This window comes from Planomonospora sp. ID91781, assembly GCF_015711595.1.
GTDB lineage: Bacteria > Actinomycetota > Actinomycetes > Streptosporangiales > Streptosporangiaceae > Planomonospora > Planomonospora parontospora.
Map to the genome: position 1 here is coordinate 2828083 of NZ_JABTEY010000001.1, position 26105 is coordinate 2854187.

A 26105-nucleotide genomic window follows, 5' to 3' on the forward strand; every position below is an offset into this window, starting at 1 on the left:
TGTCGCCGCACACACATGAGCGGATGAGAGCAGGAGACCCCCCAATGTCGTCCGGACTCGGAGCGGACCCGGTGGGCACCACGCCCGGCACCGGCCGGGCTTCCTCGTCGTCTCCGGAGACGCCCTCCGCTCCGGTGCCCTTCCCTGCGCACAAGGCGGTGATGCGATGACGGTCCGCCTGCTGACCAACATCGGCCGGCTCTGGACCGGCAACGACGTCTGCAGCAATGCCGCGATCCTCGTGCACAACGACCGCATCGCCTGGGTCGGCCGCGCCGCGGACCTGCCGCAGAGCGTCCCCGGTGTGGTGGACGACATCGTCGACGTCGACCACGTCGAGAACCTGGGCGGCGCGCTCGTCACGCCCGGTCTGATCGACGCCCACACCCATCCCGTCTACGCGGGCAACCGCTACGCGGAGATGGCCATGCGCTCGGGCGGCTCCACCCCGTCCGCGATCACCGCGGCCGGCGGGGGCATCGGCTCCACCGTCACGGTCACCCGCGGGACCGACCCGTGGACCCTGTGCAACGGCGTCCGCGAGCGCCTGCGCGAGTGGCTGCTCAGCGGCACCACCACGGTCGAGGCGAAGACCGGCTACCACCTCACCCGCGACGGCGAGCTCGCCGACGTGCGGCTCCTGCGCGAGCTGGAGAAGGAGCCGATGATGCCGCGCGTGCACGTCACGTTCCTCGCCGCGCACGTCGTCCCGCCGGAGTACTTCGGACGCCAGCGCGACTACGTCGAGGCCGTGGGGGCCTGGTGCGCCGACGCCGCCGCGGCCGGTGCCGACAGCGTGGACGTCTACTGCGACGAGGGCCACTTCACCACCGACGAGGCCCGCTGGGTGCTCGCCTCGGGGCGCAACGTGGGCCTGCTCCCCCGCCTCCACGCCGGCGCCTACAGCCGCCGGGGCGCGGTCCAGCTCGCGGCCGAACTCGGATGCGCCTCGGCGGACCTGCTCCACCACACCTCCGACGAGGACATCGCGGTCCTGTCCCGCTACGGGGTCCCCGCCGTGCTCTGTCCCGGCACCGCGCTCCAGCGCGGCAGCCTGCCCCCCGTGCGCCGGATGCTGGCCCAGGGCGTCACGGTGGCCCTCGGCAGCGACCACAACCCCGGCCACTGCGGCATCACCTCGATGTCCCTGGTCGTCAGCCTCGCGGTGGCGGCCTTCGGCATGAGCGTGGGCGACGCCCTGCGCGCCGCCACCCTGGGCGGAGCCACCGTTCTCGGGGCCCCCGACCGGGGTGTCCTGGCTCCCGGCCGCCTGGCCGACATCGTCCAGTGGGACGCCGACCACGAGGGCGCCTTCGCCTGGGCCTTCGGACTCAAGCCCCGGCGCGTCTGGCGGGGCGGCACCCCCGTCCAGTAGCACCCGGCGCGGGCTCCCGCCCCGGCCTGCGGGCCGGAAGCTCCGGCCCGCAGGCCGACGGCGCTCCGGTACGGAGCACCGCCCGCCCGCTCCACCCCCGATCATGCGATCTCCTGCGGATAATCTCTGGACATGCCACCATCGGTCGCCGTCGTCACCGACTCCACCGCGTACCTTCCCCGGGAGGAGGCCGCCGGGCTGGGGATCGTCGTGGTGCCGCTCCAGGTGATCGTCGGCGGCCGGGCCTTCGACGACGGGGGGCGGGCGGACGGGGCGGAGCCGGGTGGGGGAGGGCGGAGCGGTACGGAGCCGCCTACCGGGGGAGGGCCGGGCGGTACGGGGACGGCCGGCGCGGGCACCGTGGGGGCGGGCGATACGGAGACGGCCGCCGCCGATGCGGGCACCGCGGGGGCGGGCGGAGCCGTGCCGGGCGGCGCAGGCGCGGGCAGGCGCGGAACGCGCGGAGGCGGAGCCGGCGGCGGTGAGACGGGCAGGGCGTTCTGGGAGCGGACTCCGGTCACGACCTCCCGCCCCGCGCCCCGGCGTTTCACGGACGCCTACGCCGAGGCGGCCGCCGCCGGCGCCGAGGCGGTGGTCTCCATCCACCTGTCCGGGAAGATGTCGGGCACCGTCGAGGCGGCCAGAGCCGGCGCCGCCGACTCCCCGATCCCGGTGGAGGTCGTCGACAGCGGGTCCGTCGCGATGGGACTCGGCTTCCCGGTCCTCGCCGCGGCGGAGGCCGCCGCGCGGGGGGCGGCCCGTGGCGACGTGGCCGGGGCCGCGCGCCGCCGGATGGCGGAGACCCGCAGCTTCTTCTACCTCGACACCCTGGAGTACCTGCGCAGAGGAGGCCGTATCGGCGCGGCGGCGACCATGCTCGGCTCCGCTCTGATGATCAAACCGCTGCTCCACATCGCCGACGGCGTGATCGCCCCCCTGGAGAAGGTGCGTACGGCGAGCCGGGCCATCGCCCGCCTGGAGGACCTCGCGGTCCGGGCCGCCGCGGACGCCGGGCCGGTCGAGGTGGCCGTCCAGCACATCTCCTCCCGCCCCCGGGCCGAGGCGCTGGCCGCACGGCTTCCCGAACGCCTCCCCGGCCTCGTCAGGGTGGTCGTGGTCGAGGTCGGGGCGGTCCTCGGCGCCCACGCGGGACCGGGCATGCTCGGGGTGACGGTCTCCCCGGTCTCCCCGGTCTCTGCGTGACGCCCGTCCACAGGGAGCCCGGGATCCGGCCGGTCGTCCACAGAACCGGATTCGGTCGACGGCCGTGCCGAGGCGGCGGCCTAGCGTTCCGCACGTGGGCACAGATCAGGACAGTGAGCGGTTCCGTGCGGAGTCGCGGCTGCGGACGCTGACGGCGTTCCGCGATCCCGTCGTCGCCGGGCCGGCCGCGGGGCCCGGGGCGGATCCCGGCGACGCCGGCCACGCCGCCGCCGTCGGCGGGACCGGCTCCATCGGCCGCACCGACGCCGGCGGTTCCGGCGGCCGGGTGGCTTCCGTGCCGGTCCCGCCCTCCTTCGAAGCACTCCGGACGGCTGTCGCCGCCCAGCGTCCCGCGTTCGATCCCGGCCGCCCAGGTTTGAAGGTGCTGCTTCTGGTCGCCCTGGTGGCGGTCGTCGCCGGAGGCGTCCACGCCTGGCGGTCCCAGCCGGAGCCCGAGCCCCTCGCCCCGTCCGCGCCGATGTCCGGCCCCTCCGTCACGGAGGCCGCCGTTCCCCGGCCGCTGCACTCGGCGACGGCCGAGGTCACCGTCCACGTCGCGGGGAAGGTCCGCCGTCCCGGTGTCGTCGTCCTGCCCGGCGGCTCGCGGGTCGCCGACGCGGTCAAGGCCGCCGGAGGCGCGCGCGGAGGGTCCGCCTCGAGCTCCCTGAACCTCGCCCGGAAGCTCGTCGACGGAGAGCAGATCGTGGTCGGCGCCCCGGGCCGGGGAGTGCCCGGAGCCGCCGGTCCGGCCCTTCCCTCCGATCCCGCTGATCCCGCCGCGATGATCCTCGACCTCAACAGCGCCACGCCGGAGCAACTGGAGGAGCTGCCGGGTGTCGGAGAGGTGCTCGCCCGCCGCATCACCGAATACCGCGACGGCCACGGCGGATTCCGGAGCGTCGAGCAGCTTCGCGAGGTCAGCGGCATCGGCGAGCGGAAATACGCCGAGATGAAAGACAAGGTCCGCATATGACTCCGCCCGCCTTTCCCGGTGCCTCTGCGACCGGAGCCGGTGACCGCACCGCTGGGCGCGGTCCTGCTCCCACGCCGGTCCTCCGCTCCGGCCCTGACGCCGACCCCGGCCCTGACCTCGGTCCCGGTCCCGGCTCTGATCCCGGTTCCGGTTCCGGTTCCGGTTCCGGTTCCGGTTCCGACCTTGATCCCGGTCCCGGCCACCGTGCGGGGGGCACCGTCCCAGAGGGCTCGGCGCACGCTCTCCGACTCGTCCTGCCCGCCCTCGCCTCCTGGGCGACCGCGCTCGTCCTCCTGGGCTGTCCGGTTCCGGCGGGCGCCGTGGTGAGCCTCATCGCCGCGGCCGGTGCGCTGCTGGCCGCCGCGCCGGTCCGCCTCGCCGGTGCGCGCCCGGTCAGGAGGGCGCCGGGTCCCGTGCCCGCAGGAAGGAACACGGTGATCGCGGTGCTCGGTTGCGTGGCGGCTACGGCCGCGACCGTGACGTTCCGGGTCCACGCCGCCGACACGGGACCGGTGGCGGACCTGGTGCGGAAGGGGGCCTCGGCGACGGCGGAAGCGGTGCTGACGGATGATCCACGGGAGATGAGGGGGCAGGCGTCGGTCTTCCGGAGGGAGAGCTTCGTCGTGCCCGCCAGGATCGAGGCGGTGATCACGGCCGCGGGCAGGACGCGGGTGCGGGCTCCGGTGGTGCTGCTCACCTCGGGGAAGGAGTGGCGGCCCCTGCTGCCGAGTCAGCGGATCGAGATCCGGGGGCGGTTCGGCCCGGCCGAGCCGGGAGAGCTGCTCGCCGCGGTGGTCCTCGTCCGGGACCCGCCGAGGGTGCTGAGCGGGCCGTCGGTGGTGCAGAACGCGGCGGGCGCGTTCCGGGCCGGCCTCCGGGCCGCCGCCGACGTGCTGCCACCGGACCGGCGCGGCCTGCTGCCCGGCCTGGTCGTCGGAGACGTGTCCCGCATGGACGAGGGGGTCAGGGCCGATTTCAAGGCGGCAGGGCTCAGCCACCTGACGGCGGTCAGCGGTGCCAACCTGGCCGTCGTGGCCGGGGCCGCGGTCGCGCTGGCCCGGACGGCGGGTCTGCCGCTCGCCGCCAGAGCGGTGCTCGCCGTCCTGGCGATGCTCGCCTTCGCGGTCATCGCCCGGCCGTCGCCCAGCGTGCTCCGGGCCCTCCTCATGGGCTCCGTCGCCGCACTGGCACTCGGCACGGGCCGGTCCCGCGACGGTGTCGCGGCCCTGTCGGTGACCGTCCTGCTGCTGATCCTGTTCGACCCCGCGCTCGCCCGTTCGTACGGCTTCGCCCTGTCCGTGTGCGCCACCGGCGGCATCCTGGTGCTCGCTCCGCGCTGGCGCGACCGGATCTCGGGACGGATGCCCCGGGTGCCCCGCTGGGTGGCCGAGGCGATCGCGGTGCCCGCCGCCGCGCAGGCCGCCGTCACCCCGGTGCTCGTGCTGATGTCGGGTCAGCTCGCCCCCGTCGCGATCCCCGCCAACCTCCTCGCGGGCCCGGCCGTCGCTCCGGCGACCCTGCTCGGCTTCGCCGCCGCGCTGGTCGCACCCGTGCTGATGCCGGTGGCCCGGTTGCTGGTCCATCCGGCGGGGGTGGCGACCGGATGGATCATCGAGGTGGCGGAGCACGCGGCGGGTTTTCCGCTGGCGGTGCTGCCCTGGCCGGCCGGGCTCACCGGGCTGGTCCTGCTGGCCGCCGCCGCGCCGGTGGCCGTCCTGGCGCTGAGGCGCCGCCGGGTGCGGTGGATCGCCGGTGCCCTGGCGGCCGGAGCGCTGGCGGCGGTCGTTCTCGTCGGGCCGGTGGTGGCCCGCTGGCCGCCGCGGGACTGGCTGCTGGTGGTCTGCGACGTCGGCCAGGGGGACGCCTTGCTGGTCGCCGCGGGACGGGGCCGGGCGGTGGTCGTGGATGCGGGGCCGGATCCGGTGCAGGTGGACCGCTGTCTGCGCACCATGGGGGTTGAGGCGGTCCCGCTGGTCGTCCTGACCCATCCCCACTTCGACCATGTCGGCGGCCTGGACGGTGTGTTCCGCGGGCGCAGGGTGGGCGCCGCGCTGCTCGGCCCCGGCGGGGAGGGGAGGGAGAGCTCCAGGCTGCACGGTGATCTCGACCGGCGCGGGGTCACCCGGTGGACGGCCCGGCCGGGGATGCGCTGGCGCTTCGGGCCGTCCGAGTTCACGGTCATCGGCCCGGTGGAAGAAGGCGGGCGGGCTGCGCGCGGTGGAGGGGAGGGGACGGAGGTCAACAACGCCAGTGTCGTGATGCACGTGCGCTGGGCGGCCGGGACGGCGCTGCTCACCGGTGACATCGAGACCGAGGCCCAGGAGGACCTGCTCCAGCGGGGACTCCCGCCCGCCGACATCATCAAGATCCCGCATCACGGATCCGGAGGCCACCATCCGGGCTTCTTCGCGGCCTCCGGCGCCCGTGCGGCACTGATCAGCGTCGGGGCGGGCAACGGCTACGGCCATCCGGCCTCCGCGACCCTGGCCCGGCTGAACCGGCTCGGTGTGCGAACCCACCGGACCGACGTGTCGGGGGACCTGGCGGTGGTGCTCCGCGACGGAGGCCTGGCGGTCGTCCCCCGGGGACGCTGAGCCGCCCGCGGCGGGTGCGTCGTCACGGGGGAGGTCCTGGGGGGAGGTGCAGGACCTCGTCCGGGCCGGCCGTCCAGGGGGAGGGCGGGGGCCCTCTAGGCGGGCGTCCTGGCCTGGCGGCGGAACTCGGTGTTCACATCGGCGGCGTAGACCGAGCGCTTGCACCGCGCACAGCGGTACATGATGGGGCCCTCGTCGAGGACCGTTCCGCAGCGCGGGCAGGTGTGACGGCGAATGGTGGACGTCATCATGGTTTTCACCTCCTCTGTCCTCATCTGATACTGCCCCGGAGCGCCTGCACTCCGATTGCGGATGGCTTGCTGATTGCGATTCGGTCGCCGTCACGTGGCATGCTGCTCGGCATGGCGGCAACCGATCCAGCACCCGTGACCCTGGTGACCGGCGACGAGGAACTGCTGGCAGACCGCGCGGTGGGCGAGGTGATCGCGGCGGTCCGGGCGTCGGACCCCGGTGCGGACGTCGTCGATCTGGTGGGCGGAAAGGTGGAATCGGGCGAGGTGACCCGCTTGACCTCGCCATCGCTGTTCGGTGACCGCTCCGTGGTGGTCATCCGCTCGGCACAGGATCTGACGAAGGACGTCGTCTCCGAGATCGTCTCCTACGCGGCGGACCCCTCCGACGATGCCGTGCTGGTTCTCGTCCATCCCGGAGGGGTGAAGGGCAAGGCCCTGGTCGACGGGGTGAAGAAGGCCGGAGCCCGGGTGGTCACCGTCAGCAAGCTGACCAAGCCCGCCGAACGGCTGGCCTTCGTGAAGGCCGAACTGAAGCGTGCGGGGCGGACCGTCAGCGCAGACGCGGCCGGAGCCCTGCTCGACGCGGTCGGCAACGACCTGCGGGAGCTCGCGGCGGCCTGCAGCCAGCTCGCCTTCGACACTCCGGGCAAGGCCATCGACGAGGCCGCCGTGGCCCGCTACCACCGGGGCCGGGCGGAGGTCAGCGGGTTCACCGTGGCCGACTCCGCCATCGCGGGCAGACTGGGTGACGCGCTCGAACAGGTGCGGTGGGCCCTGGCCACGGGGACGGCGCCGGTGCTGCTGGTGAGCGCACTCGCCAGGGGGTTGCGCTCGCTGGCCAAGGTGGGCGGAGCCCCGCGCAACCTGCGGGGCGGGCAGCTCGCCGCCCACCTCGGCATGCCGCCCTGGCAGGTCGGCCGGGTCCAGGAGCAGCTGAACGGCTGGGGCCCCGTCGGCATCGCGCGTGCGCTCCAGGCGGTCGCCGCAGCGGACGAGCAGGTCAAGGGCGGCGGCGCGGACCCGGCCTATGCGCTGGAGCGGGCCGTGCAGACCATCGTGGCCAGTCGCGACGGCCGCTGACGGCCGTGCCGTGCGAAGCGGCCGGGCCTCGTGCGAGGAGGTCCGGCCCCGCTCAGGGTTCCAGCGGTGCACGGGCATCCGAGGGCCCGGCCTCCGGGACGGGGAGCGGAGCCGTGGAACGCCGAAGCGCCGCGACCCGTTAAGGGTCGCGGCGCTTCGGTGAAGAACCGGGACTGACTACTTGGCGGCCGTCAGGGTGGCGGCGCGCTGGGCGATCGCCGACTTGCGGTTGGCGGCCTGGTTCTTGTGGATGACGCCCTTGCTGGCGGCCTTGTCCAGCTGACGGGAGGCGGCGCGCTGGAGCGCGATGGCCTCGTCGACGTTGCCCTGCTCGGCGGCCTCGCGGAACTTGCGGATCGCCGTCTTGAGGGACGACTTGACAGCCTTGTTGCGCAGCCGGGCCTTCTCGTTCTGCCGGTTGCGCTTGATCTGGGACTTGATGTTCGCCACGAAGAAGCCTCGGTGATGTCGTCGGATGGGGCGCGCGGGCAGAGAGGGCGCGCCACACGCAGTTGAACAGGCTACCAACTGCCCAAGTGGTCGCTCAAATCGACGGCCGGGGCAGAAGGATGCATGTACAGCTTACCGTGCCGGTCTCAGGGCCGGTACCAGGAACCGGCGTATTCGGCCCAGTCCTCGTCCGTGGCGGCGAAGTCCACGTAGAGCGCGAGCCCGAACCTCTCTCGCGGCCTTCCGCGGTGGGTCAGCGCCAGCCGCGCGCCCTCGGCCGCCGCGGCGACGCTCTCGGCCGCGTCGCCCCAGGGGAAACCGTGGTCGTGGTAGGCGGGCGCGCCCAGCAGCAGGGTCTTGCCCTCGGGCACGAGCTCCAGCGCGATCTCCCCCTGCTGCACGACGTAGCCGCCGTAGAGCGAGCCGAGCGGCAGGTAGGAGTCGTAGGTCATGATCGCCACCTGGTCGGTGCGGGCCACGACCTCGCCGAAGTAGTCCCGCAGCCAGTACTTGTCGTGGCCGATGACGGCGCGGGAGACCGGGCGGAGGCCTGGGAGGGGCTCGATCTGCGGGGTCGAGGTGGACAGGAGGCCGTCGCCGACGAGGGGGCGGGTCCTGTCGAGCAGGTCGAGGAAGTCCGCGTCCCCGCTGGTGACCGGCTCGAAGTTGTAGTGCACGCCGTCGAACCCGGCGGCCATGACGTCCCGCGCGCCGTCGAGCACACGCTGCCGGGCGGCCGGGTCCCCCAGGTCGAGCCTTCCGCCGTTGACCTTCTGCCCGAGCCAGGCGGAGACGCGGACGTCCGGCAGTTCGGCCCGCCACCATCTCAGGAGATCGCGTGCGTTGGGGTACTTCGCGGGCGGGAGCCCCCCGTCGAAGTCGAACGGGCCGGCGTGGACGTAGACGTCCCGGATCCCGGTGCCGCGCAGCCGTACGGCCAGGGCCTTCACGTCGGCCTCGGTCCTGCGGCCGTCCACCCAGGCGTGGCCCAGCCAGAGGGCGTCGTGGCCGGTGCTCCGCGCCCAGGAGGCGGGTGTGCCGGCGAACTGGATCCAGAAGAAGGCGGCGGCCATCGAGGGAAGCGCCAGGAGGACGGCCGTCACCGCGGCGAGCACGCGCAGGCAGCGCCGTACCGTGATCTTTTCCGCCAGCCGGAATTTCGTCATCCGGACATGTCACCCTGACCCGCCCGTTCCGTCAACGAGCGGGCGGCGGGCGCCGGGGCGGACGGTACGGCTGGGCGGTACGGCGAGCACCGGGGTGAGCGGCGGGCGGGACGGCGGGCGGGACGGGGGCGGCGGCGCGGGTGGTGAGGGAAGCGTGGCGGCGGAACGGCTCGCCCGGCGGCGTGAAGTCATCGCCCTTCTCGCTAAACTTGCTGGGAAGATAGCTGGATTTGCCAGCCCCTTGATCCACATCAATCCCGTCGAAACGGACACCGGTGCGTAATCAGCCTGGCCAGACCGATCCCGCGGTGATCCGCAACTTCTGCATCATCGCGCACATCGACCACGGCAAGTCGACGCTTGCCGACCGCATGCTGCAGATCACCGGCGTGGTCGACGACCGTTCCATGCGCGCCCAGTACCTCGACCGGATGGACATCGAGCGCGAGCGCGGCATCACCATCAAGTCCCAGGCGGTCCGGCTGCCGTGGAAGGTCGGCGGGACCGACCACGTCCTCAACATGATCGACACCCCGGGGCACGTGGACTTCACCTACGAGGTCTCCCGGTCGCTGCAGGCGTGCGAGGGCGCGATCCTGCTGGTCGACGCGGCGCAGGGGATCGAGGCGCAGACGCTGGCCAACCTCTACCTGGCCATGAACGCCGACATGACGATCATCCCGGTGCTCAACAAGATCGACCTGCCCGCGGCCCAGCCGGAGAAGTACGCCGCGGAGATCGCGCACCTCATCGGCTGCGAGCCGGAGGACGTGCTGAAGGTCTCCGGCAAGACCGGCGCCGGCGTCCGCGAGCTCCTGGACCACGTGGTCGAGCGCGTCCCGGCCCCGGTCGGTGCGGCCGAGGCGCCCGCCCGTGCGCTGATCTTCGACTCGGTCTACGACACCTACCGCGGCGTCATCACCTACGTCCGGGTGATGGACGGCCACCTGGGCAAGCGCGAGCGCATCCTGATGATGTCCACCGCCGCGACCCATGAGACGCTGGAGATCGGCGTCATCTCGCCGGAGCCGAAGATCGCCGACCAGGGCCTCGGCGTCGGCGAGGTGGGCTACCTGATCACCGGTGTGAAGGACGTCCGCCAGTCGCGCGTGGGCGACACCGTGACCTCCGTGGGGCGTCCCGCCGCAGAGGCGCTCGGCGGCTACGAGCACCCCAAGCCGATGGTCTTCTCCGGCCTCTACCCGGTCGACGGCGACGACTACCCGGAGCTGCGCGAGGCCCTCGACAAGCTCCAGCTCAACGACGCCGCCCTGGTCTACGAGCCCGAGACGTCGGCGGCGCTGGGCTTCGGTTTCCGCTGCGGCTTCCTGGGCCTGCTCCACATGGAGATCGTCCGCGAGCGCCTGGAGCGGGAGTTCAACCTCTCGCTCATCTCCACCGCGCCGAACGTGGTCTACCGGGTGATCATGGAGGACGGCAAGGAGGTCGTCGTCACCAACCCGTCGGAGTTCCCCGCCGGCAAGGTGGACAAGGTCTTCGAGCCGATGGTGAAGTCGACCGTGCTGGTCCCCTCGGAGTTCATCGGCGCGATCATGGAGCTCTGCCAGAACCGGCGCGGCAACCTGCAGGGCATGGACTACCTGTCGGAGGACCGCGTCGAGATCCGCTACACCATGCCGCTCGGCGAGATCATCTTCGACTTCTTCGACCAGCTCAAGTCCCGCACGCGCGGTTACGCCTCGCTCGACTACGAGCCCTCCGGTGAGCAGGAGTCGGAGCTGGTCAAGGTCGACATCCTGCTGCAGGGCGAGGCCGTCGACGCCTTCAGCGCCATCGTGCACAAGGACAAGGCGTACGGCTACGGCGTCGAGATGGCCAAGAAGCTCCGCGAGCTGATCCCGCGGCAGCAGTTCGAGGTGCCGATCCAGGCCGCCATCGGCGCCCGGGTCATCGCCCGGGAGAACATCCGCGCCATCCGCAAGGACGTCCTCGCCAAGTGCTACGGCGGCGACATCTCCCGTAAGCGCAAGCTGCTGGAGAAGCAGAAGGAGGGCAAGAAGCGGATGAAGATGGTCGGCCGGGTGGAGGTCCCCCAGGAGGCCTTCGTCGCCGCGCTGTCCACCGAGTCCTCCACCGACAAGCCCAAGAAGTAGCCCCGCAGGGGGAACCGGGGGCGGGCACCGGTCGGTGCCCGCCCCCGGCCTCCGTCTCCCGCGGCGGTTCACACCGCGGGCGACCTCCGGCGGGCCCCCGCGTTCGTGGGCGGGGGTCCCGCGGAGCCGTCCGAGCGGGGGTTCCGCGGAGCCGTCAGCGCAGGACCCTGTACAGCGCCGAGGTGAGCGATCCCTTGGCGTCGTCCTGGTCGAGCGACCACATCATGGAGCCGCCGAGGCCCTTCAGGCGGACGTAGAGCGCCTTCTGGGTCACGACCGCCGGGTCGTCGTAGGACCAGAACTCGTTGCCGTCGTAGAGCCACATGGCGCCGGTGCGCAGGTCGCGGTAGCGCCTGCCGGGCTTGTTCACCAGTTCCTTGTAGTCGTCGGTGCCGGCGGCCCACTTGCCCTGGGCGGGGCCGGTGCTGGTGCCGTACAGGCCGTTCCTGCCGCCCTTGACGCCCGTCCAGCCCTGGCCGTAGGCGGGCACGCCGACCACGATCTTCCTGGCGGGGGCGCCGCGCGACAGGTAGTCGCGGACGGTCTGGTCCACGCTGTAGGTGAACTCGTGCGGGTCGCGCCGGTCGGTGAACAGGTTGCCGTTGTGACCGGTGACCTTCTCCCACGGGCCCTGCAGGTCGTAGCCCTGGATGTTGCCGAAGGTCAGGTTCCTGAAGACCTCCCGGACGTCGAAGCCCGCGTCGATCTTCGCCGCCGAGGCGGGCAGGTAGGCGGTGATCTCGCTCTTCGGGTCGTACTCGTTCATCTGGCGGCGGAGCTCGGCGAGGAACAGGGTGAAGTTCCGCCGGTCCTCGGGCCGGATCACGTTGCCCTCGTTGCCCTCGGAGCCGGGCCACTCCCAGTCGAGGTCGATGCCGTCGAAGACGCCGGCGCCGCTCCCGGCCGGCATGCCGGTCAGGTCGCCCTTGAGCCAGAGGTCGATGCAGGAGGCGGCCAGCTTGCTGCGGCCCTCGGGGGTGAGGACGGCGTCGGAGAAGTACTTCGAGCCGCTCCACCCGCCGAGCGAGATCAGCGCCTTGAGGCCCGGGTGCTTGGCCTTGAGCTCCTTGATCTGGTTCAGGTTGCCCTTGAGCACCTGGTCGGCGGTGTCGCCGACGCCGTCCACGCTGTGCGCGTCGTCCAGCGGCATCTGCCAGTCCGCCCAGGGGTCGGCCGAGACGCAGGCGCCTTCCTCGCTGACGTTGCCGAAGGCGTAGTTGAGATGGGTCAGCTTGGCGGCGGCGCCGCTGGTGTCGACGTCCTTGACGAAGAACTGGCGGCCGTAGACGCCCCACTGGATGAAGTAGCCGACCCGCTTGAAGCGCTCGCCGTGGCCGGTCTGCGCCTCGGCGTGGGCGGCGGCGGGGGTGACTGCGGCGGCGAGGCCGGTGGCGATGACCGCCGCGACCATCGGCCGGAGGAATCTCTTCACGGATTCTCCAACGTTCGGGGGGAGAACTTATAGGAAACTTTCCTTTAAGTTTTCCCGGATCGTAGGCGCGGCCGATCTACGCGTCAACGGCCTGCCGCCGAATTGCTGCACAGAGATGCGACCCCTCGCCGCGGCCGCGCCGGAGCCCGCCGCCCCGGAGGCGTACGGCCGGCCGTCCCGCCACCGTCCCGGGCACCACGGCGGGGGCGGCAGACTTGGGAGGTGCCATCCACACTTCCCGACGGCGATCCCGTACCCGCCTCCGGAGAGCTGCCCGAGAGCGCGCTCGCCGGTCTCGGTACGCGGCCCTTCGGCTTCTACGTCCACGTGCCCTTCTGCGTGACCCGGTGCGGTTACTGCGACTTCAACACCTACACGGCGTCCGAGCTCGGTCCCGGCGCCTCGCACGCGGACTACGCCGGCACCGCGATCGAGGAGGTGCGGCAGGCCCGCGCGATCCTGGGCGGCGCCGCCCCGAGGGTCGAGACCGTGTTCTTCGGCGGCGGCACCCCCACCCTGCTGCCCGCCCGCGACCTGGTGCGGATCCTCGGCGCGATCGACGAGGAGTTCGGCCTGGCCCCGGGCGCCGAGGTGACCACCGAGGCCAACCCCGAGTCCGTCGTCCCGGCCTACCTGGCCGAGCTGCGGCGCGGCGGGTTCACCCGGATGAGCTTCGGCATGCAGAGCGCCCGCGAGCACGTGCTCGCGGTGCTGGACCGCCGGCACACGCCCGGCCGGGCGGTGCAGGCCGTACGGGAGGCCAGGGCCGAGGGGTTCGAGCACGTCAACCTGGACCTGATCTACAGCACGCCGGGGGAGAGCGACGACGACTGGCGGGCCTCGCTGGCCGCGGCGATCGAGGCCGGGCCCGACCACGTGTCGGCGTACTCGCTGATCGTGGAGGAGGGCACCCGGCTCGCCGCCCGGATCCGGCGCGGGGAGCTGCCGATGCCCGACGACGACGTGGCCGCGGACCGCTACCTCATCGCCGAGGAGATGCTCACCGGGGCGGGCTTCGGCTGGTACGAGGTGTCGAACTGGGCGACCTCGCCGCAGGCGCGCTGCCGCCACAACCTGCTCTACTGGACCGGCGGCGACTGGTGGGGCGTCGGCCCCGGCGCGCACAGCCACGTCGGCGGCACCCGGTGGTGGAACGTCAAGCACCCGGCGGCCTACGCCGGACGCCTGGCCGCGGGGGCCTCGCCCGCGCACGCGCGGGAGGTGCTGGGACCGGAGGACCGCGCGGTGGAGCGGCTGATGCTGGAGCTGCGGCTGGCCGACGGCTTCCCGCTGGCGGAGATCGACCGCCCCGTCGTGGTGGCCAGGGCGCTGGGCGGCGGCCTGCTGGAGACCGAGCCGTTCAAGCGGGGCCGCGCGGTGCTGACGCTCCGCGGCCGCCTGCTGGCCGACGCCCTGGTGCGCGACCTGGTCGGCTGATCCGCCCGGCCGGCCGATCCGCGGGCCATCCGTCAGCTTCCGCGGGCCGTCCGTCAGCTGACGAAGCGGACGGACATCGGATAGCGGTAGCTCTCCCCGCGGTTCGCCGCCACGGCGGCGAGGACCATGAAGACGACCGACCCGATCCAGATCAGGGGCAGCAGCAGGAAGCCGACGAACACGAACATCAGCACCGAGGCGACGACGTAGGCGATCATCAGGGTGAGCTGGAAGTTCAGCGCCTCGGCGGCCTGGTCCCGCACGTAGGGGGACTCGTCCCGCTTGACCAGGTACATCACCAGGGGGCCGAGGAACCCGGTGAGCAGGCCCAGCAGGTGGGAGACCATGGCCAGGGTGGTGTCGTCGGTGCCGGGACGCGGGCCGTACGACCCGTACCGGCCGTGACGACCGTACGGATCGTACGGCCCGTACGGTTCGGGGAAGCCGGGCGCGGGCCGGCCGTAGGGGTCGTGAGCGCCGTAGGGGCCGGGTGCCGCCTGGCCGTACGGGTCGTAGGGGCCGGGTGCCGCCTGGCCGTACGGGCCGGGTGCGGGCCGGCCGTACGCGCCGCCGGGCGGGGGCTGGGGTCCGGGGTGGCCGCCGCCGTGGGCGCCGTAACCGCCGGAGCCGTACGGCGAGGCGGGCGGGGGCCGGTGGCCGTGTCCCTGACCGGGCCGGGCGCCGCCGGAGTCGTATCCCCGGCCGGGCCGCGTCGGGTCGTCTCCTTCGGCCCCGTGCCGGGGCTCCCCGGAATTGTCGCTCATGGACCCTCCTGGTGGGTCGTCGGGATCAGCCGGCCTCGTCGGGGGCTGTCACGAAGTCGATCAGCTCCTCGACCGGGCCGAGCAGCTCCGGCTCGAGGTCAGCATATGTCGCGACCGCCCCGAGGATCCGGCGCCAGGCGTCACCGGGTTCCAGGTCCCAGCCCAGGGCGGCGACGACGCCCTCCTTCCACGGCCGGCCGCGCGGCACGGACGGCCAGGCGGGGATGCCGAGCGCCGACGGCTTGACCGCCTGCCAGACGTCCACGAAGGGGTGGCCGACGACCAGCACGTGCGGGGAGGTGATCCGCTCGGCGATCCGGCTCTCCTTCGACCCGGCGACCAGGTGGTCGACGAGCACGCCCAGCCGGCGGCCCGGGCCGGGCCGGAACTCCTCGACGATCGCGGGCAGGTGGTCGACGCCCTCGAGGTACTCCACGACCACGCCCTCCACCCGCAGGTCGTGGCCCCAGACCCGCTCGACGAGCGCGGCGTCGTGCACGCCCTCGACGTAGATCCGGCTCTCCCGGGCGACGCGGGCGCGCAGCCCCTCCACCGCGATGGAGCCGGAGGCGCTGCGCCGGGGGGCCTTCGGCGCGGAGGCGGGCCGCACCAGGGTGACGACCCGGCCCTCCAGCAGGAACGCGGCGGGTTCGAGAGGGAACACCCGCCGCCGCCCGAACCGGTCCTCCAGGGTGACGGCCTCCTTGTCGCAGGCGACCACCGCACCGCAGAAACCGCCCTCGGCGTCCTCCACGACCAGGTCGGGCTCCGCCGGAACCAGGGGGATCGTCCCCCTGCCCGGCCGCCGCCAGTCGCCCGCCAGCACGTCGCGTTCGTACATCGCCCCTCCTGCGTCCGCGTCGACGCATGGGACGCTAGCAGCGCACGGGGCGGGGCCGCGATCACCCGCGGTAGGGACCGCCCGGCCCCCACCCGCCCACCGGGACGGCGGCGTTGAGCTTGCGGGCGCGGCTCCGCTTCACCAGTACGACGATGGTCACGACGATGGCCAGCAGGACGCCGAAGCCCGGGATCAGGAACAGTGCCACGGTGCCGCCCACGAGGGCGCCGGCGGCCAGCTCGCGGCCCACACCGAAGCGGGCCTGGCCCCCCTCCTCGACGGAGCAGCCGAGCTTGTACTCGCCCGCCTGGTCGACGCCGATCCGGAAGGCCAGCTCCCAGGGGATCCCGTCGCTGCCGGTGACGGTCGTCTGCACGAGCGAGTTCTCCAGCCGGCCCTGGGTCCCCTCCTGGAAACCGCACTGGAACTTGGTGCCCTGGGCCGCGGAGACGTAGAGGGCGGGGCTCTCGGCCGGGTCCAGCCGCACGGTGAAGACCTCGCCCGGGCCGTAGGAGGCCGGGGGCGCGGCGTCCTCGGCGAAGCTGAGCACGCCGCCGGCGAAGACCGCGATGCCGGCGATCACGGAGACCACCGCGAGCAGCCAGGCCCCCACGATCCAGCCGATGCTCGGGCCCGCCTTCACCTTCGGCGGCGGTCCCTGCGGGGCGCCGTAGCCGGGCGGGGCGTAGCCGTAGGAGGGGGCGCCGCCGTACGGCTGCGCGGAGGGGTGCTGCGCCGGCTGCTGGGCGGGGTGCTGGGGGGTGCCGGAGGGGGAGGCGAAGCCACCGGAGGGGTTGCCGAAATCGTGTGACATAAGGCAAGTGTGGAGGTTGTCGCTTGTATCCGAATAGCAGTTGACTTGACGACCGTGCGGACCCCGGTTGCGGGCCGCGTCATCCCACCCCGCGGGCGGGAGCCGTACACTGGCACTCGGGAACACCGAGTGCCAGCTCCGGTGTTCTCCGTCCGGGCGCGCAGGGTGCAGGCAGGGAGGTGAGCACGTTGGTCGATGACCGCAAGCTCGCGGTGCTTCGCGCCATCGTCGAGGACTTCGTGTCCACCAACGAGCCGGTGGGCTCCAAGGCTCTCGTCGAACGGCACAACCTGGGCGTGTCGCCCGCGACGATCCGCAACGACATGGCGGTGCTGGAGGAGCAGGGCTACATCGCCCAGCCGCACACCAGTGCCGGGCGGGTGCCCACCGACAAGGGCTACCGGCTGTTCGTCGACCGGCTCTCCCAGGTCAAGCCGCTGTCGGGGGCCGAGCGCCGGGCCATCGAGACGTTCCTGGCGGGCGCGGTGGACATCGACGACGTGGTGACGCGCACCGTGCGGCTGCTGGCGCAGCTCACCCGGCAGGTCGCCGTGGTGCAGTACCCGTCGCTGACCAGCTCCACGGTCCGGCACGTCGAGCTGGTCCCGCTGAGCGAGCGCCGCCTGATGTTCGTGCTCATCACCAACACCGGCCGGGTCGAGCAGCGCGTGGTCGAACTGCCCGACGTGGTGGACGAGGGCCGGGTCGCGCACCTGCGCGCCGTGCTCAACGCCTGCCTGGACGGCTGCGGGCTCACCAGCGTCCCGGACAAGGTCGCCGACCTGCCCGAGCGGCTGCCGGCCGAGGACCGGCCGCTGGCGGCCACGGTCCTGTCGGTGCTCCTGGAGTCCCTGGTGGAGCGCCAGGAGGAGAAGATCGTCTTTGCGGGGGCCGCCAACCTCGCGGGGGCCGACTTCACCGTCGGTCTGCGCGACGTGCTGGAGGCGCTGGAGGAGCAGGTCGTGCTGATGCGCCTGCTCGGCGAGACCTCCGACCCGTCCACACTGACCGTGCGGATCGGTTCGGAGAACCCCTACACCGGACTGCAGGGGACGTCGATCGTCGCCGCCGGATACGGTTCGGGGGACAAGCAACTGGCCCGGCTCGGTGTGCTGGGACCGACACGAATGGACTACCCGGTCACGATGGGCGCGGTGCGCGCGGTGGCACGCTACGTCAGCCAGATCCTGGCTGCATCCTAAGAGGTCGACTAAGTGGCTAAGAGTGACTACTACGGCACCCTCGGGGTGCGCCGTGACGCCAGTGCGGAAGAGATCAAGAAGGCTTACCGCCGGCTGGCCCGTGAGCTGCACCCTGACGTGAACCCCGATCCCGCGACCCAGGAGCGGTTCAAGGAGATCACCCAGGCCTACGAGGTGCTGTCCGACCCCGGCAAACGGCAGATGTACGACCTGGGCGGCGACCCGTTCGGCGGGGCCGGCGGCGGCGCGGGGGCCGGCGGGTTCGGTGCGGGCTTCCCGTTCAGTGACATCATGGACGCCTTCTTCGGCACGGCCGCCGGGGGCGGCGGACGCGGCCCCCGGTCCCGGGCCCGCCGGGGGCGCAACGCCACCATCCGGGTCGAGCTCGACCTGCGCGAGTCCGCCTTCGGCACCACCCGCGAGCTGACCGTCGACACCGCCGTGCTCTGCGAGGTCTGCACGGGCTCCGGGGCCGCGGCCGGCACCCACCCCGACACCTGCGACATGTGCAACGGCCGGGGCGAGGTGTCCCAGGTCACCCGCTCCTTCCTGGGCCAGGTCATGACCTCCCGCCCCTGCCCCCAGTGCGGCGGGTTCGGCTCGATCATCCGCCACCCCTGCCAGGAGTGCTCCGGCGACGGCAGGGTCCGCACCCGGCGCACCATCAAGGTCCGCATCCCGGCCGGGGTGGAGGACGGCACCCACATCCAGCTCGCCGGCGAGGGCGAGATCGGCCCCGGCGGCGGCCCGCCCGGCGACCTGTTCCTGGAGATCGTCGAGCGCCCGCACGAGATCTTCGAACGGCGCGGCGACGACCTGCACTGCACCGTGCAGATCCCGATGACGGCGGCCGCGCTCGGCACGATCCTGACCGTGGAGACCCTCGACGGCGCCGAGGAGATCGACGTCCGGCCCGGCACCCAGTCCGGGCAGACCATCTCCCTGTACGGCAGGGGCGTCCAGCGCCTCAACGAGACCGGCCGCGGCGACCTGCTCATCCACGTGAACGTGGAGACGCCGTCCCGCCTCGACCCGGCCCAGGAGGAGCTGCTCAAGGAACTGGCCAGGCTGCGCGGCGAGGAGCGGCCCCCCGGCAAGTTCGCCCCCGGCCAGCAGGGCTTCTTCTCGCGCCTGCGGGACGCGTTCAACGGCCGATGACCGTCCCCGTCTTCCTGGCGGACCCGGCGGACCTGGTCCTGCCCGAGTTCACGTTCGGCGGGCCGGAGGGGCGCCACGCCGCGGCCGTACGGCGGCTGCGGGAGGGCGAGCGGCTCGACCTGACCGACGGGGCGGGCACCGTGGCCGAGTGCGTGGTCCTGGTCCCGGGCAAGGACTCGCTGCGGGTGGAGGTGCTGCGCCGCTACGAGGTGCCCGAGTCCCGGCCGCGCCTGGTCGTGGTCCAGGGGCTGCCCAAGGGCGAGCGCGGCGAGCTGGCCGTGGAGATGATGACGGAGGCCGGGGTCGACGTCATCGTGCCCTGGGCCGCGCTGCGCTGCGTCACCCGGTGGAAGGGCGAGCGGGAGGCCAAGTCGCTGGCGCGGTGGCGCTCCACCGCGCGGGAGGCGGGCAAGCAGTCACGCCGGTTCCGGCTGCCCGAGGTGGCCGCGCCGGCGGGCACGGCCGAGGTGGCCGCGCTGCTGTCGGCCGCGGCGCTGGGGATCGTGCTGCACGAGGAGGCCGACTCGCCGCTCTCGGCGCTGGAGGTGCCGGGCGACGGCGACATCGTCGTGGTGGTCGGGCCCGAGGGCGGGATCGCCGACGAGGAGCTCTCCGCCTTCCGGGCGGCGGGAGCCGTGACGGCGCTGCTCGGGCCGACGGTCCTGCGGACCTCGACCGCCGGGGTCGCCGCCGCGGCGGTGCTCCAGTCGCGCACCGGCCGCTGGTGACCCCGGCCCGCCCGGTCTAACCCCCGATCGGGGTCGGCGTGACCTGCTCCGACGGGAGCGGCGGCTCCGGCTGCGGGGGTTCCTCCACCTGCTGGCAGCCGTCGGCGGGACAGGGGCTCTCCGAGGGCGTCGCGGACTCCGAAGGCGTCGGGACCGGCGTCGCCGTCTCCTCGCACTCCGCCGGGGGCTCCACCGGGACGGCCTCCGCGGTCGCCGTCGGGCAGGTGGGGGTCGGCGTGGGAGTGGGCTTCCGCGTCGGGTCCGGAGTCGGCTGCGGAGGCGGGCTCGGAGTCGTCCGCCTGCTCTCTTCGGGGGCGGGCGGGGGCGGCGCGCCGGACCTGGTGACGGCGGGCGGGACCTGACCGTTCTTCGGAGGCAGCGGCCGGGAGGTCCCGGACAGGTCGGTGTGGGCCGGAGTGACGGGCTTGACGTCTCCGGAGAAGGTGATCTGCGCCACCTGCTCGCGCAGGCCGGGGACCACCATGACGACGGAGGCCGCGACGAGCACGGCCCCCGCGACCGAGGCTCCGGCGCGCCACCAGGTCAGCCGCCGGAGCCCGCGTCGTTCGATGCGAGCGCGGATGATCTCCAGGCCGTCGGGGGAGGGAACGACCGAGTCCGCCTCCGCGCTGAGGGCACGGCGGAGAAGCTCGCCGTACTCGTCGGGGGAGTCGGTCATGACAGTTGCTCCAGTGAGGTTCGTAGGGCGGCCATGCCGCGAGCCGTGTGACTCTTGACCGCGCCTTTGCTGATGCCCATCGCGTCGGCGATCTGTGCTTCGGACAGGTCTCCGTAGTAGCGCAGGACGAGCGCCTCCCGCTGGCGTGCGGGCAGCCCGCGCAGCGCCTCGATGACGGCTGACCGCTCCAGCTCGCCGATCGCGCCGTTCTCGGCGCTCGGCGCGTCGGGCAGGCCCTTGGGGGCGTACTTCTCGACGACCGCCCGGTGCCGGAGCACCGAACGTGATCGGTTGACGACCGACTGGCGCAGGTAGGCCAGTGCCTTGTCGGGATCGCGCAGCCTGCGCCAGGCACCATGAATGGCGACGAACGCGTCCTGCACGACCTCCTCCGCGGTTGCCATGTCGCGGACGAGCAGTACAGCGAGACGCACAAGGGACCGGTAGTGCGCGCTGTAGAGCGCGGTAACGGCCATGTCGGCATCCCACCCGACGGGCACCGCCCCGAGCGACCTGTCGGCCACGAGGGTCTCGGTGGTCACATCAGTGGGACGCTCGGCCTTCCCAGGGGGTTTACGCTCTTCCGGTTCATTAGGGGGCATGACCCTGTCGTGTCCTCGCCAGGCGGCCTCGGGGGGCGGCTCGCAAATGTCTTCCGCCGCAAGTTTCGCACACCCGCCCCGTTCAGGTGGATCTTTCCCGGCCGCCGGGACGGCAGGGGGGACCATTGCCGGACCCCGGTGTGCGGGAGGACGGCGCATGGGCGGTCCCGGGCGGGGGCGGCGATAGGGTGCCGTCATGGTGAGTGAAGCCGACTGCCTGTTCTGCGGGATCGTCGCCGGGAGGATCCCGGCGGAGATCGTCCACGAGACCGAGCGCACGCTGGCCTTCCGGGACGTCAACCCGCAGGCGCCGACCCATGTCCTGGTGATCCCCAAGGACCACCACCCGACCGCGGCGGCCCTGGCCGCCGCCGACCACGGGCTGGCCGACGAGGTGCTCAGGGCCGCGCACGCGGTCGCCGAGCAGGAGGGCGTCGCGGACTCGGGCTACCGGCTCGTCTTCAACACCGGGCCCGGAGCCGGCCAGACCGTCTTCCACGTCCACGGGCACGTGCTCGGCGGCCGGGACCTGACCTGGCCGCCCGGATAGGGACGGGACGAAACGGGAAGGCGTGATCGCCCCCATCGCGGATACGATGACGGAGAGGGTGCCCTGCGGGGCACTCCCGCACATCCGCCGTCGATGTCTGGAGGCGAACAGGCCGCTAGGCCCGCCCATGTCCGAGTCAAACGATTCCAGCAGAACACCGTCTCCGCGCTCGAAGGGTCCGAGCCGGGTTCAGGCGAAGGTGGTGATCCCGGACGACCACTCGATGCTCAGCATCCTGGGCTCGAGCGACGAGCTGCTGCGGGTCATCGAGAACGCCTTCCGCGCGGACATCCACGTCCGGGGCAACGAGATCACCATCACCGGCAGCCCGGAGGAGAGCAGCATCGTGGTGCGGCTCTTCGAGGAGCTGACCGAGCTGGTCAGCGGAGGCGCCGAGCTGACGGCGGACGCGGTCGAGCGGAGCATCGCGATGCTGCGGATGACCTCCGACCGCCCGGCGGAGGTGCTCTCCCTCGACATCATCTCCTCGCGGGGCCGGACCATCCGGCCGAAGACCGTGAACCAGAAGCGCTACGTCGACGCGATCGACAGGCACACCATCGTCTTCGGCATCGGCCCGGCCGGCACCGGCAAGACCTACCTCGCGATGGCCAAGGCCGTGCGGGCGCTGCAGGAGAAGAAGGTCAACCGGATCATCCTCACCCGCCCGGCGGTCGAGGCGGGCGAGCGGCTGGGCTTCCTGCCCGGCACGCTCTACGAGAAGATCGACCCCTATCTGCGCCCGCTCTACGACGCGCTGCACGACATGCTCGACCCGGACTCGATCCCCCGGCTGATGGCCGCGGGCACGATCGAGGTCGCGCCGCTGGCGTACATGCGCGGGCGCACGCTCAACGACGCCTTCATCATCCTGGACGAGGCGCAGAACACCTCGCCGGAGCAGATGAAGATGTTCCTGACGAGGCTGGGCTTCAACTCGAAGATCGTCGTGACCGGCGACGTGACCCAGGTCGACCTGCCGGGCGGCACGCAGAGCGGCCTGAGGGTCGTGCAGGACATCCTCGACGGCATCGCCGACATCCACTTCTCCAAGCTGACCAGCGCCGACGTGGTCCGCCACAAGCTGGTGAGCGACATCGTGGACGCCTACGGGCGCTATGACGAGACCCTGCGGCAGAGTGCGCCGCAGGCGATCAAGGGCGCGGTCAAGCGCCCCAGGGGGAGACAGTGAGAGAGCGGAGCGGACGATCCGATGGGGTGCTCCGATGAGCATTGAGGTCAACAACGAGTCCGGCGTCGAGGTCGACGAGGGGCTGCTCGTGGCGCTGGCCGGGCACGTGCTGGAGAAGATGGGCATCAACCCGCTCGCCGAGCTGTCCATCCTGGTCGTGGACGAGGGCGCCATGTCCGAGCTGCACGAGCGGTGGATGGGGGAGCCCGGCCCGACCGACGTGCTGGCCTTCCCGATGGACGAGCTGCGCCCCGGCGGCGGCGCCGGAGCCCGGCAGGAGGGCGACGCCCCCGCCGACCCGGCGCTCCTCGGCGACGTGGTGCTCTGCCCCCAGGTGGCCGCCAAGCAGGGGGCCGAGGCCGGGCACGGCACCGAGGCGGAGCTGGAGCTGCTGTGCACGCACGGCATCCTCCACCTGCTCGGCTACGACCACGCAGAGCCCGAGGAGCACAAGGAGATGTTCGGCCTGCAGGGCGAGCTCCTCGAGTCGTGGCGGGAGGTGCGCCCCCAGCGGTGAACCTCGCCAACGGGTGGTTGCCCGCGGCCGTCGTCCTCGTCGTGGCCGGCGGCCTGATCGCCAGCGCGGAGACCGCGCTCACCCGCATCTCGCGGGTGCGCGCGGAGGAGTTCGTCCGGGAGGAGCGCCGGGGCGCGGTGCGCCTGCAGGCGATCGTCGCGGATCCGCCGCGCTACCTCAATCTCCTGCTGCTGCTCCGGTTGAGCTGCGAGCTGGTCGCCACGGTGATCGCCACGCTGCTCTTCATCGACTGGCTCGGCGACCAGGGCTGGGCCTACACCGCCGCGGCCGCCGTCATGGTCGTGATCAGCTACGTGATCGTCGGGGTCTCGCCGCGCACGCTGGGCCGCCAGCACGCCGAGCCGATCGCGCTCGCGAGCGCCCCGATCGTGTACGGCCTCACCCGGATCTTCGGTCCCCTCCCCAAGCTGCTCATCCTGCTGGGCAACGCGGTGACGCCCGGCAAGGGGTTCCGGGAGGGGCCGTTCACCTCCGAGGCCGAACTGCGCGACCTGGTCGACCTGGCCGAGCAGCGCAGGGTCATCGAGCCGGACGAGCGGGAGATGATCCACTCGGTCTTCGAGCTCGGTGACACCCTGGTGCGGGAGGTCATGGTGCCGCGCACCGACATGGTGTTCATCGAGCGCGGCAAGACGCTGAACCAGGCACTCTCGCTCGCGCTGCGCAGCGGCTTCTCCCGCATCCCGGTGGTGGGCGAGAACGAGGACGACGTCATCGGCATCGTCTACCTCAAGGACATCGTCCGCCGGGTGCAGGACACCGGGGACGCGGGCCGCGCCGAGCCGGTGGAGTCGATCATGCGTCCGGCCACCTACGTGCCGGAGAGCAAGCCGATCGACCAGCTCCTCCGCGAGATGCAGGCCCGCCAGATCCACCAGGCCATCGTCATCGACGAGTACGGCGGGACGGCCGGCCTGGTCACCATCGAGGACGTCCTGGAGGAGATCGTCGGAGAGATCACCGACGAGTACGACCAGGAGACTCCCCCCGTGGAGCCGCTGGCCGACGGCTCCGTCCGGGTGACGGCCCGGCTCCCCGTCGGGGACCTGGCCGAGCTGTTCGACGTCGAGCTGGACGTGGAGGACGTCGAGACGGTCGGCGGACTGCTGGCGCACGCACTGGGGCGTGTCCCGATCGCGGGCTCGGAGGCCGTGGTGGAAGGGCTCAGCCTGACCGCGGAGAGCCTCGCCGGACGGCGCAACAGGATCGGCACGGTCGTCGTCCGGCGGCTGGCGGAGGCCGGCCAGGACGTGGTGGCGGCCTCCTCCGACCACGACTGAGCGGCCGCCGCGAGCCCGCGGGCGGCGCGGCCCCGTCAAGCCCGCCGCAAGCGTCCTGCAAGCACGCCGCGTCATTGTTTCCCCGCGGCTCCCCCTAGCGGGGAGCCGGAGAGAAGGTCCGAGCGCCGGGGAGGGGTTCGCGGCGCGAAGGGCGGACTCTCGGGGGGAAGGGTGCGCACGGCCGCCGTCCGGCTGCGCGCCGCCCGACCTAAGGGTGTCCTCGTCCGCGTTACGCGGACGAGGACACCCTTAGGTGTTTCCAGGTGATTGTCGTTTTTGTCGAGCGGGAAGGAAGCGGATCGGCGGGGGCGACCACCCCGCGTGACATTCGGGGGAAGCCATGGGGCGGGGGATTCGGGCTGCCGCCGTGATCGCCGTATGGGGGGTTCTGGGGGGGCTTCCGGCGGGGTGCGGCACGGGACCGGCGGCCGGCGGAGGCACGCGCGCGGGTGCGCACGCGGGGACCGGTGCGGTCTCGGACGCAGGGGCGGAGACCGGTGCGGAGACCGGTGCGGGCACGGGTGCGCGGACGGATGTGCGGGCGGACGCCGTGGCGGGCGGGGACGCCGGCGCGGGTACGGAGACGGTGCTGCACTCGGGTACGGCGGGGACGGGCGCCGACCGGGCCCGGTTGCGAGGGCTGCTCCTGCAGACGCAGGACCTGCCCGAAGGGTTCTCGGCCCGGCTCCGCGGGGGCTGGCGGCCCCCGTTCCGCCCGGCCGCCGGTGACTGCCGCCGCGTGCTGGAGAGCGCCGGGCACAGGGCTCCCCAGGGGGCCTCGGACGTACGGGTGACCGCGACCTACCCCGGGCACGGCCTGGGCGAACTGGCGGGGATCGGCCTGGAGAGCCATCCCGGCGAGGGCGCCGAGCGTCGTTTCGCCGCCCTGGCCGCGGCACTGGACCGCTGCCGGGTCGCGGCCGTCCCCGCGACCGGCGCCGCGGCGGACCGGGAGACCCTGCTCACGGGATCGGACCTGGCGCTGGACGCGGTCGGGGACGACATGCGGGCCAGGCGCCTGCACGGCAGGCTGAACGGATACCCGTACGAGATGCACGTGGTCCTCATCCGCTCGGGGCGGACCCTGGTGTCGCTGGTGCACGCCGGGATCGCGGACGTCGACGCCGGACGCACCCAGCGGCTCGCGGGGTTCCTGGCCGACCGGGCGGGTGGTTCGGCGGGGGACGGGGACGAGACCTGACCGGGTGCGCGGGTGCGCGGCGGGGCTGAATACCCTTGTGCCGTGAGTGAAGCGACCCTCGACCCCGAGGACAACAAGATCATCGTCCTGGCCCGTTCGGCCCGTGCCCGCAACGGCGCCGCCGAGGGCGCGGCCGTACGCGACGAGACCGGCCGGACCTACTCGTCGACCAACGTCGACCTGCCCTCCCTGACCCTGTCCGCGCTGCAGGTCGCGGTGGCCATGGCGGTCTCCAGCGGAGCCCGGTCCCTGGAGGCGGCGGCGCTGGTCACCGCGGGCGACGGGCCGAGCGAGGCGGACACCCGGGCGGTGCGCGACCTGGGCGGCGAGACCCTGCTCGTGGCGGCCCCGGACGGCACCCTGCGCCGGAGCTGAGCGCGGTCCCGGACGGCACCCTGCGCCGGAGCCGAGCGCGGTCCCGCCCGGAGCCGACCGGTCCCGGACGGGCTCCCGCCCCGGAGCCCGGGTCCCGGGCGGC

General features: G+C 73.0%; 25 protein-coding genes. 16 read left to right on the top strand and 9 right to left on the bottom strand.

The features are described 5' to 3' along the window. The first annotated feature begins 166 nt into the window (after positions 1-166). The 4 genes from hutI to HS048_RS12865 all read left to right on the top strand — a co-directional run bounded on the left by hutI (position 167) and on the right by HS048_RS12865 (position 6145). On the top strand, positions 167-1375 hold the full coding sequence (gene hutI / locus HS048_RS12850) for an imidazolonepropionase (RefSeq protein ID WP_068896894.1): 1209 nt from the start codon (positions 167-169) through the stop codon (positions 1373-1375). Between the two features lie 132 nt (positions 1376-1507). Next, the gene (locus HS048_RS12855) at positions 1508-2578 is read left to right on the top strand and encodes a DegV family protein (protein ID WP_196467068.1); all 1071 of its coding nucleotides are present in this window, start codon (positions 1508-1510) and stop codon (positions 2576-2578) included. A 94-nt stretch (positions 2579-2672) separates the two neighbouring features. Then, entirely contained in the window at positions 2673-3551 is an 879-nt protein-coding gene (locus HS048_RS38835) for a ComEA family DNA-binding protein (RefSeq protein ID WP_307832451.1), read from the top strand. Positions 3552-3874: 323 nt separating this feature from the next. Continuing rightward, positions 3875-6145 carry a ComEC/Rec2 family competence protein gene (locus HS048_RS12865; protein WP_307832452.1) on the top strand — a complete coding sequence of 757 codons (2271 nt, stop codon included), beginning with the start codon at positions 3875-3877 and terminating at the stop codon, positions 6143-6145. 95 nt (positions 6146-6240) lie between these two features. Here the strand turns inward: HS048_RS12865 and HS048_RS12870 are convergent, their stop codons facing one another. After that, entirely contained in the window at positions 6241-6393 is a 153-nt protein-coding gene (locus HS048_RS12870; protein ID WP_191895632.1) for a hypothetical protein, read from the bottom strand. Positions 6394-6507: 114 nt separating this feature from the next. Here HS048_RS12870 and holA point away from each other — a divergent pair, with 114 nt between their 5' ends. Continuing rightward, positions 6508-7479 carry a DNA polymerase III subunit delta gene (gene holA / locus HS048_RS12875; RefSeq protein WP_196467070.1) on the top strand — a complete coding sequence of 324 codons (972 nt, stop codon included), beginning with the start codon at positions 6508-6510 and terminating at the stop codon, positions 7477-7479. A gap of 177 nt (positions 7480-7656) precedes the next feature. Here holA and rpsT read toward each other — a convergent pair whose 3' ends face one another. Both rpsT and HS048_RS12885 read right to left on the bottom strand, forming a co-directional pair. Continuing rightward, the gene (gene rpsT, locus HS048_RS12880) at positions 7657-7929 is read right to left on the bottom strand and encodes a 30S ribosomal protein S20 (protein ID WP_068896890.1); all 273 of its coding nucleotides are present in this window, start codon (positions 7927-7929) and stop codon (positions 7657-7659) included. A 146-nt stretch (positions 7930-8075) separates the two neighbouring features. Further along, positions 8076-9095 (bottom strand): hypothetical protein, encoded by a 1020-nt coding sequence (locus tag HS048_RS12885; protein ID WP_068896889.1) that lies wholly within the window; start codon positions 9093-9095, stop codon positions 8076-8078. 275 nt (positions 9096-9370) lie between these two features. Between HS048_RS12885 and lepA the strand changes: the two genes are divergently transcribed. Continuing rightward, complete coding sequence (lepA, locus tag HS048_RS12890; RefSeq protein ID WP_196467071.1) at positions 9371-11209, top strand: translation elongation factor 4; 1839 nt, start codon at positions 9371-9373, stop codon at positions 11207-11209. 154 nt (positions 11210-11363) lie between these two features. Here lepA and HS048_RS12895 read toward each other — a convergent pair whose 3' ends face one another. Further along, entirely contained in the window at positions 11364-12641 is a 1278-nt protein-coding gene (locus HS048_RS12895) for a glycoside hydrolase family 18 protein (protein WP_231647301.1), read from the bottom strand. 222 nt (positions 12642-12863) lie between these two features. Between HS048_RS12895 and hemW the strand changes: the two genes are divergently transcribed. Further along, complete coding sequence (gene hemW / locus HS048_RS12900; RefSeq protein WP_196467072.1) at positions 12864-14078, top strand: radical SAM family heme chaperone HemW; 1215 nt, start codon at positions 12864-12866, stop codon at positions 14076-14078. Between the two features lie 53 nt (positions 14079-14131). Here hemW and HS048_RS12905 read toward each other — a convergent pair whose 3' ends face one another. From HS048_RS12905 to HS048_RS12915, 3 genes are all read right to left on the bottom strand, one after another. Beyond that, positions 14132-14842: a DUF4870 domain-containing protein gene (locus HS048_RS12905; RefSeq protein ID WP_196467073.1), complete on the bottom strand. Its 711-nt coding sequence runs from the start codon at positions 14840-14842 to the stop codon at positions 14132-14134. Between the two features lie 25 nt (positions 14843-14867). Continuing rightward, the gene (locus HS048_RS12910; protein WP_068896885.1) at positions 14868-15683 is read right to left on the bottom strand and encodes a DUF3097 domain-containing protein; all 816 of its coding nucleotides are present in this window, start codon (positions 15681-15683) and stop codon (positions 14868-14870) included. A 61-nt stretch (positions 15684-15744) separates the two neighbouring features. Further along, positions 15745-16497 carry a hypothetical protein gene (locus tag HS048_RS12915; RefSeq protein WP_068896884.1) on the bottom strand — a complete coding sequence of 251 codons (753 nt, stop codon included), beginning with the start codon at positions 16495-16497 and terminating at the stop codon, positions 15745-15747. A gap of 188 nt (positions 16498-16685) precedes the next feature. On the opposite strand from HS048_RS12915, the gene hrcA reads away from it, so the two are divergent. From hrcA to HS048_RS12930, 3 genes are read left to right on the top strand one after another with little or no spacing between them, the layout of a single operon-like run. Further along, the gene (hrcA, locus tag HS048_RS12920) at positions 16686-17699 is read left to right on the top strand and encodes a heat-inducible transcriptional repressor HrcA (protein ID WP_068896883.1); all 1014 of its coding nucleotides are present in this window, start codon (positions 16686-16688) and stop codon (positions 17697-17699) included. A gap of 12 nt (positions 17700-17711) precedes the next feature. Then, complete coding sequence (dnaJ, locus tag HS048_RS12925; protein WP_068896882.1) at positions 17712-18857, top strand: molecular chaperone DnaJ; 1146 nt, start codon at positions 17712-17714, stop codon at positions 18855-18857. After that, positions 18854-19585: a 16S rRNA (uracil(1498)-N(3))-methyltransferase gene (locus HS048_RS12930; RefSeq protein WP_068896881.1), complete on the top strand. Its 732-nt coding sequence runs from the start codon at positions 18854-18856 to the stop codon at positions 19583-19585. Before dnaJ ends, HS048_RS12930 begins: the two co-directional genes overlap by 4 nt. 16 nt (positions 19586-19601) lie before the next feature. Here the strand turns inward: HS048_RS12930 and HS048_RS12935 are convergent, their stop codons facing one another. Together HS048_RS12935 and HS048_RS12940 are read right to left on the bottom strand one after the other, a co-directional pair. After that, positions 19602-20264 (bottom strand): hypothetical protein, encoded by a 663-nt coding sequence (locus HS048_RS12935; RefSeq protein WP_068896880.1) that lies wholly within the window; start codon positions 20262-20264, stop codon positions 19602-19604. Further along, positions 20261-20740 carry a SigE family RNA polymerase sigma factor gene (locus HS048_RS12940; RefSeq protein WP_068897087.1) on the bottom strand — a complete coding sequence of 160 codons (480 nt, stop codon included), beginning with the start codon at positions 20738-20740 and terminating at the stop codon, positions 20261-20263. The genes HS048_RS12935 and HS048_RS12940 overlap by 4 nt, the downstream gene beginning before the upstream one ends. Before the next feature lie 325 nt (positions 20741-21065). On the opposite strand from HS048_RS12940, the gene HS048_RS12945 reads away from it, so the two are divergent. From HS048_RS12945 to HS048_RS12970, 6 genes are all read left to right on the top strand, one after another. Continuing rightward, positions 21066-21416: a histidine triad nucleotide-binding protein gene (locus HS048_RS12945; RefSeq protein ID WP_068897086.1), complete on the top strand. Its 351-nt coding sequence runs from the start codon at positions 21066-21068 to the stop codon at positions 21414-21416. A 127-nt stretch (positions 21417-21543) separates the two neighbouring features. Next, positions 21544-22608, top strand: a complete 1065-nt coding sequence (locus HS048_RS12950) for a PhoH family protein (RefSeq protein ID WP_153054195.1) — start codon at positions 21544-21546, stop codon at positions 22606-22608. Between the two features lie 34 nt (positions 22609-22642). Next, positions 22643-23125, top strand: a complete 483-nt coding sequence (gene ybeY, locus HS048_RS12955) for an rRNA maturation RNase YbeY (RefSeq protein ID WP_068896879.1) — start codon at positions 22643-22645, stop codon at positions 23123-23125. Continuing rightward, complete coding sequence (locus HS048_RS12960; RefSeq protein WP_068896878.1) at positions 23122-24426, top strand: hemolysin family protein; 1305 nt, start codon at positions 23122-23124, stop codon at positions 24424-24426. The genes ybeY and HS048_RS12960 overlap by 4 nt, the downstream gene beginning before the upstream one ends. A gap of 535 nt (positions 24427-24961) precedes the next feature. Next, positions 24962-25627 (top strand): hypothetical protein, encoded by a 666-nt coding sequence (locus HS048_RS12965; RefSeq protein WP_068896877.1) that lies wholly within the window; start codon positions 24962-24964, stop codon positions 25625-25627. Positions 25628-25669: 42 nt separating this feature from the next. Next, positions 25670-26002, top strand: a complete 333-nt coding sequence (locus HS048_RS12970; protein ID WP_068896876.1) for a cytidine deaminase — start codon at positions 25670-25672, stop codon at positions 26000-26002. Positions 26003-26105: the final 103 nt, after the last annotated feature.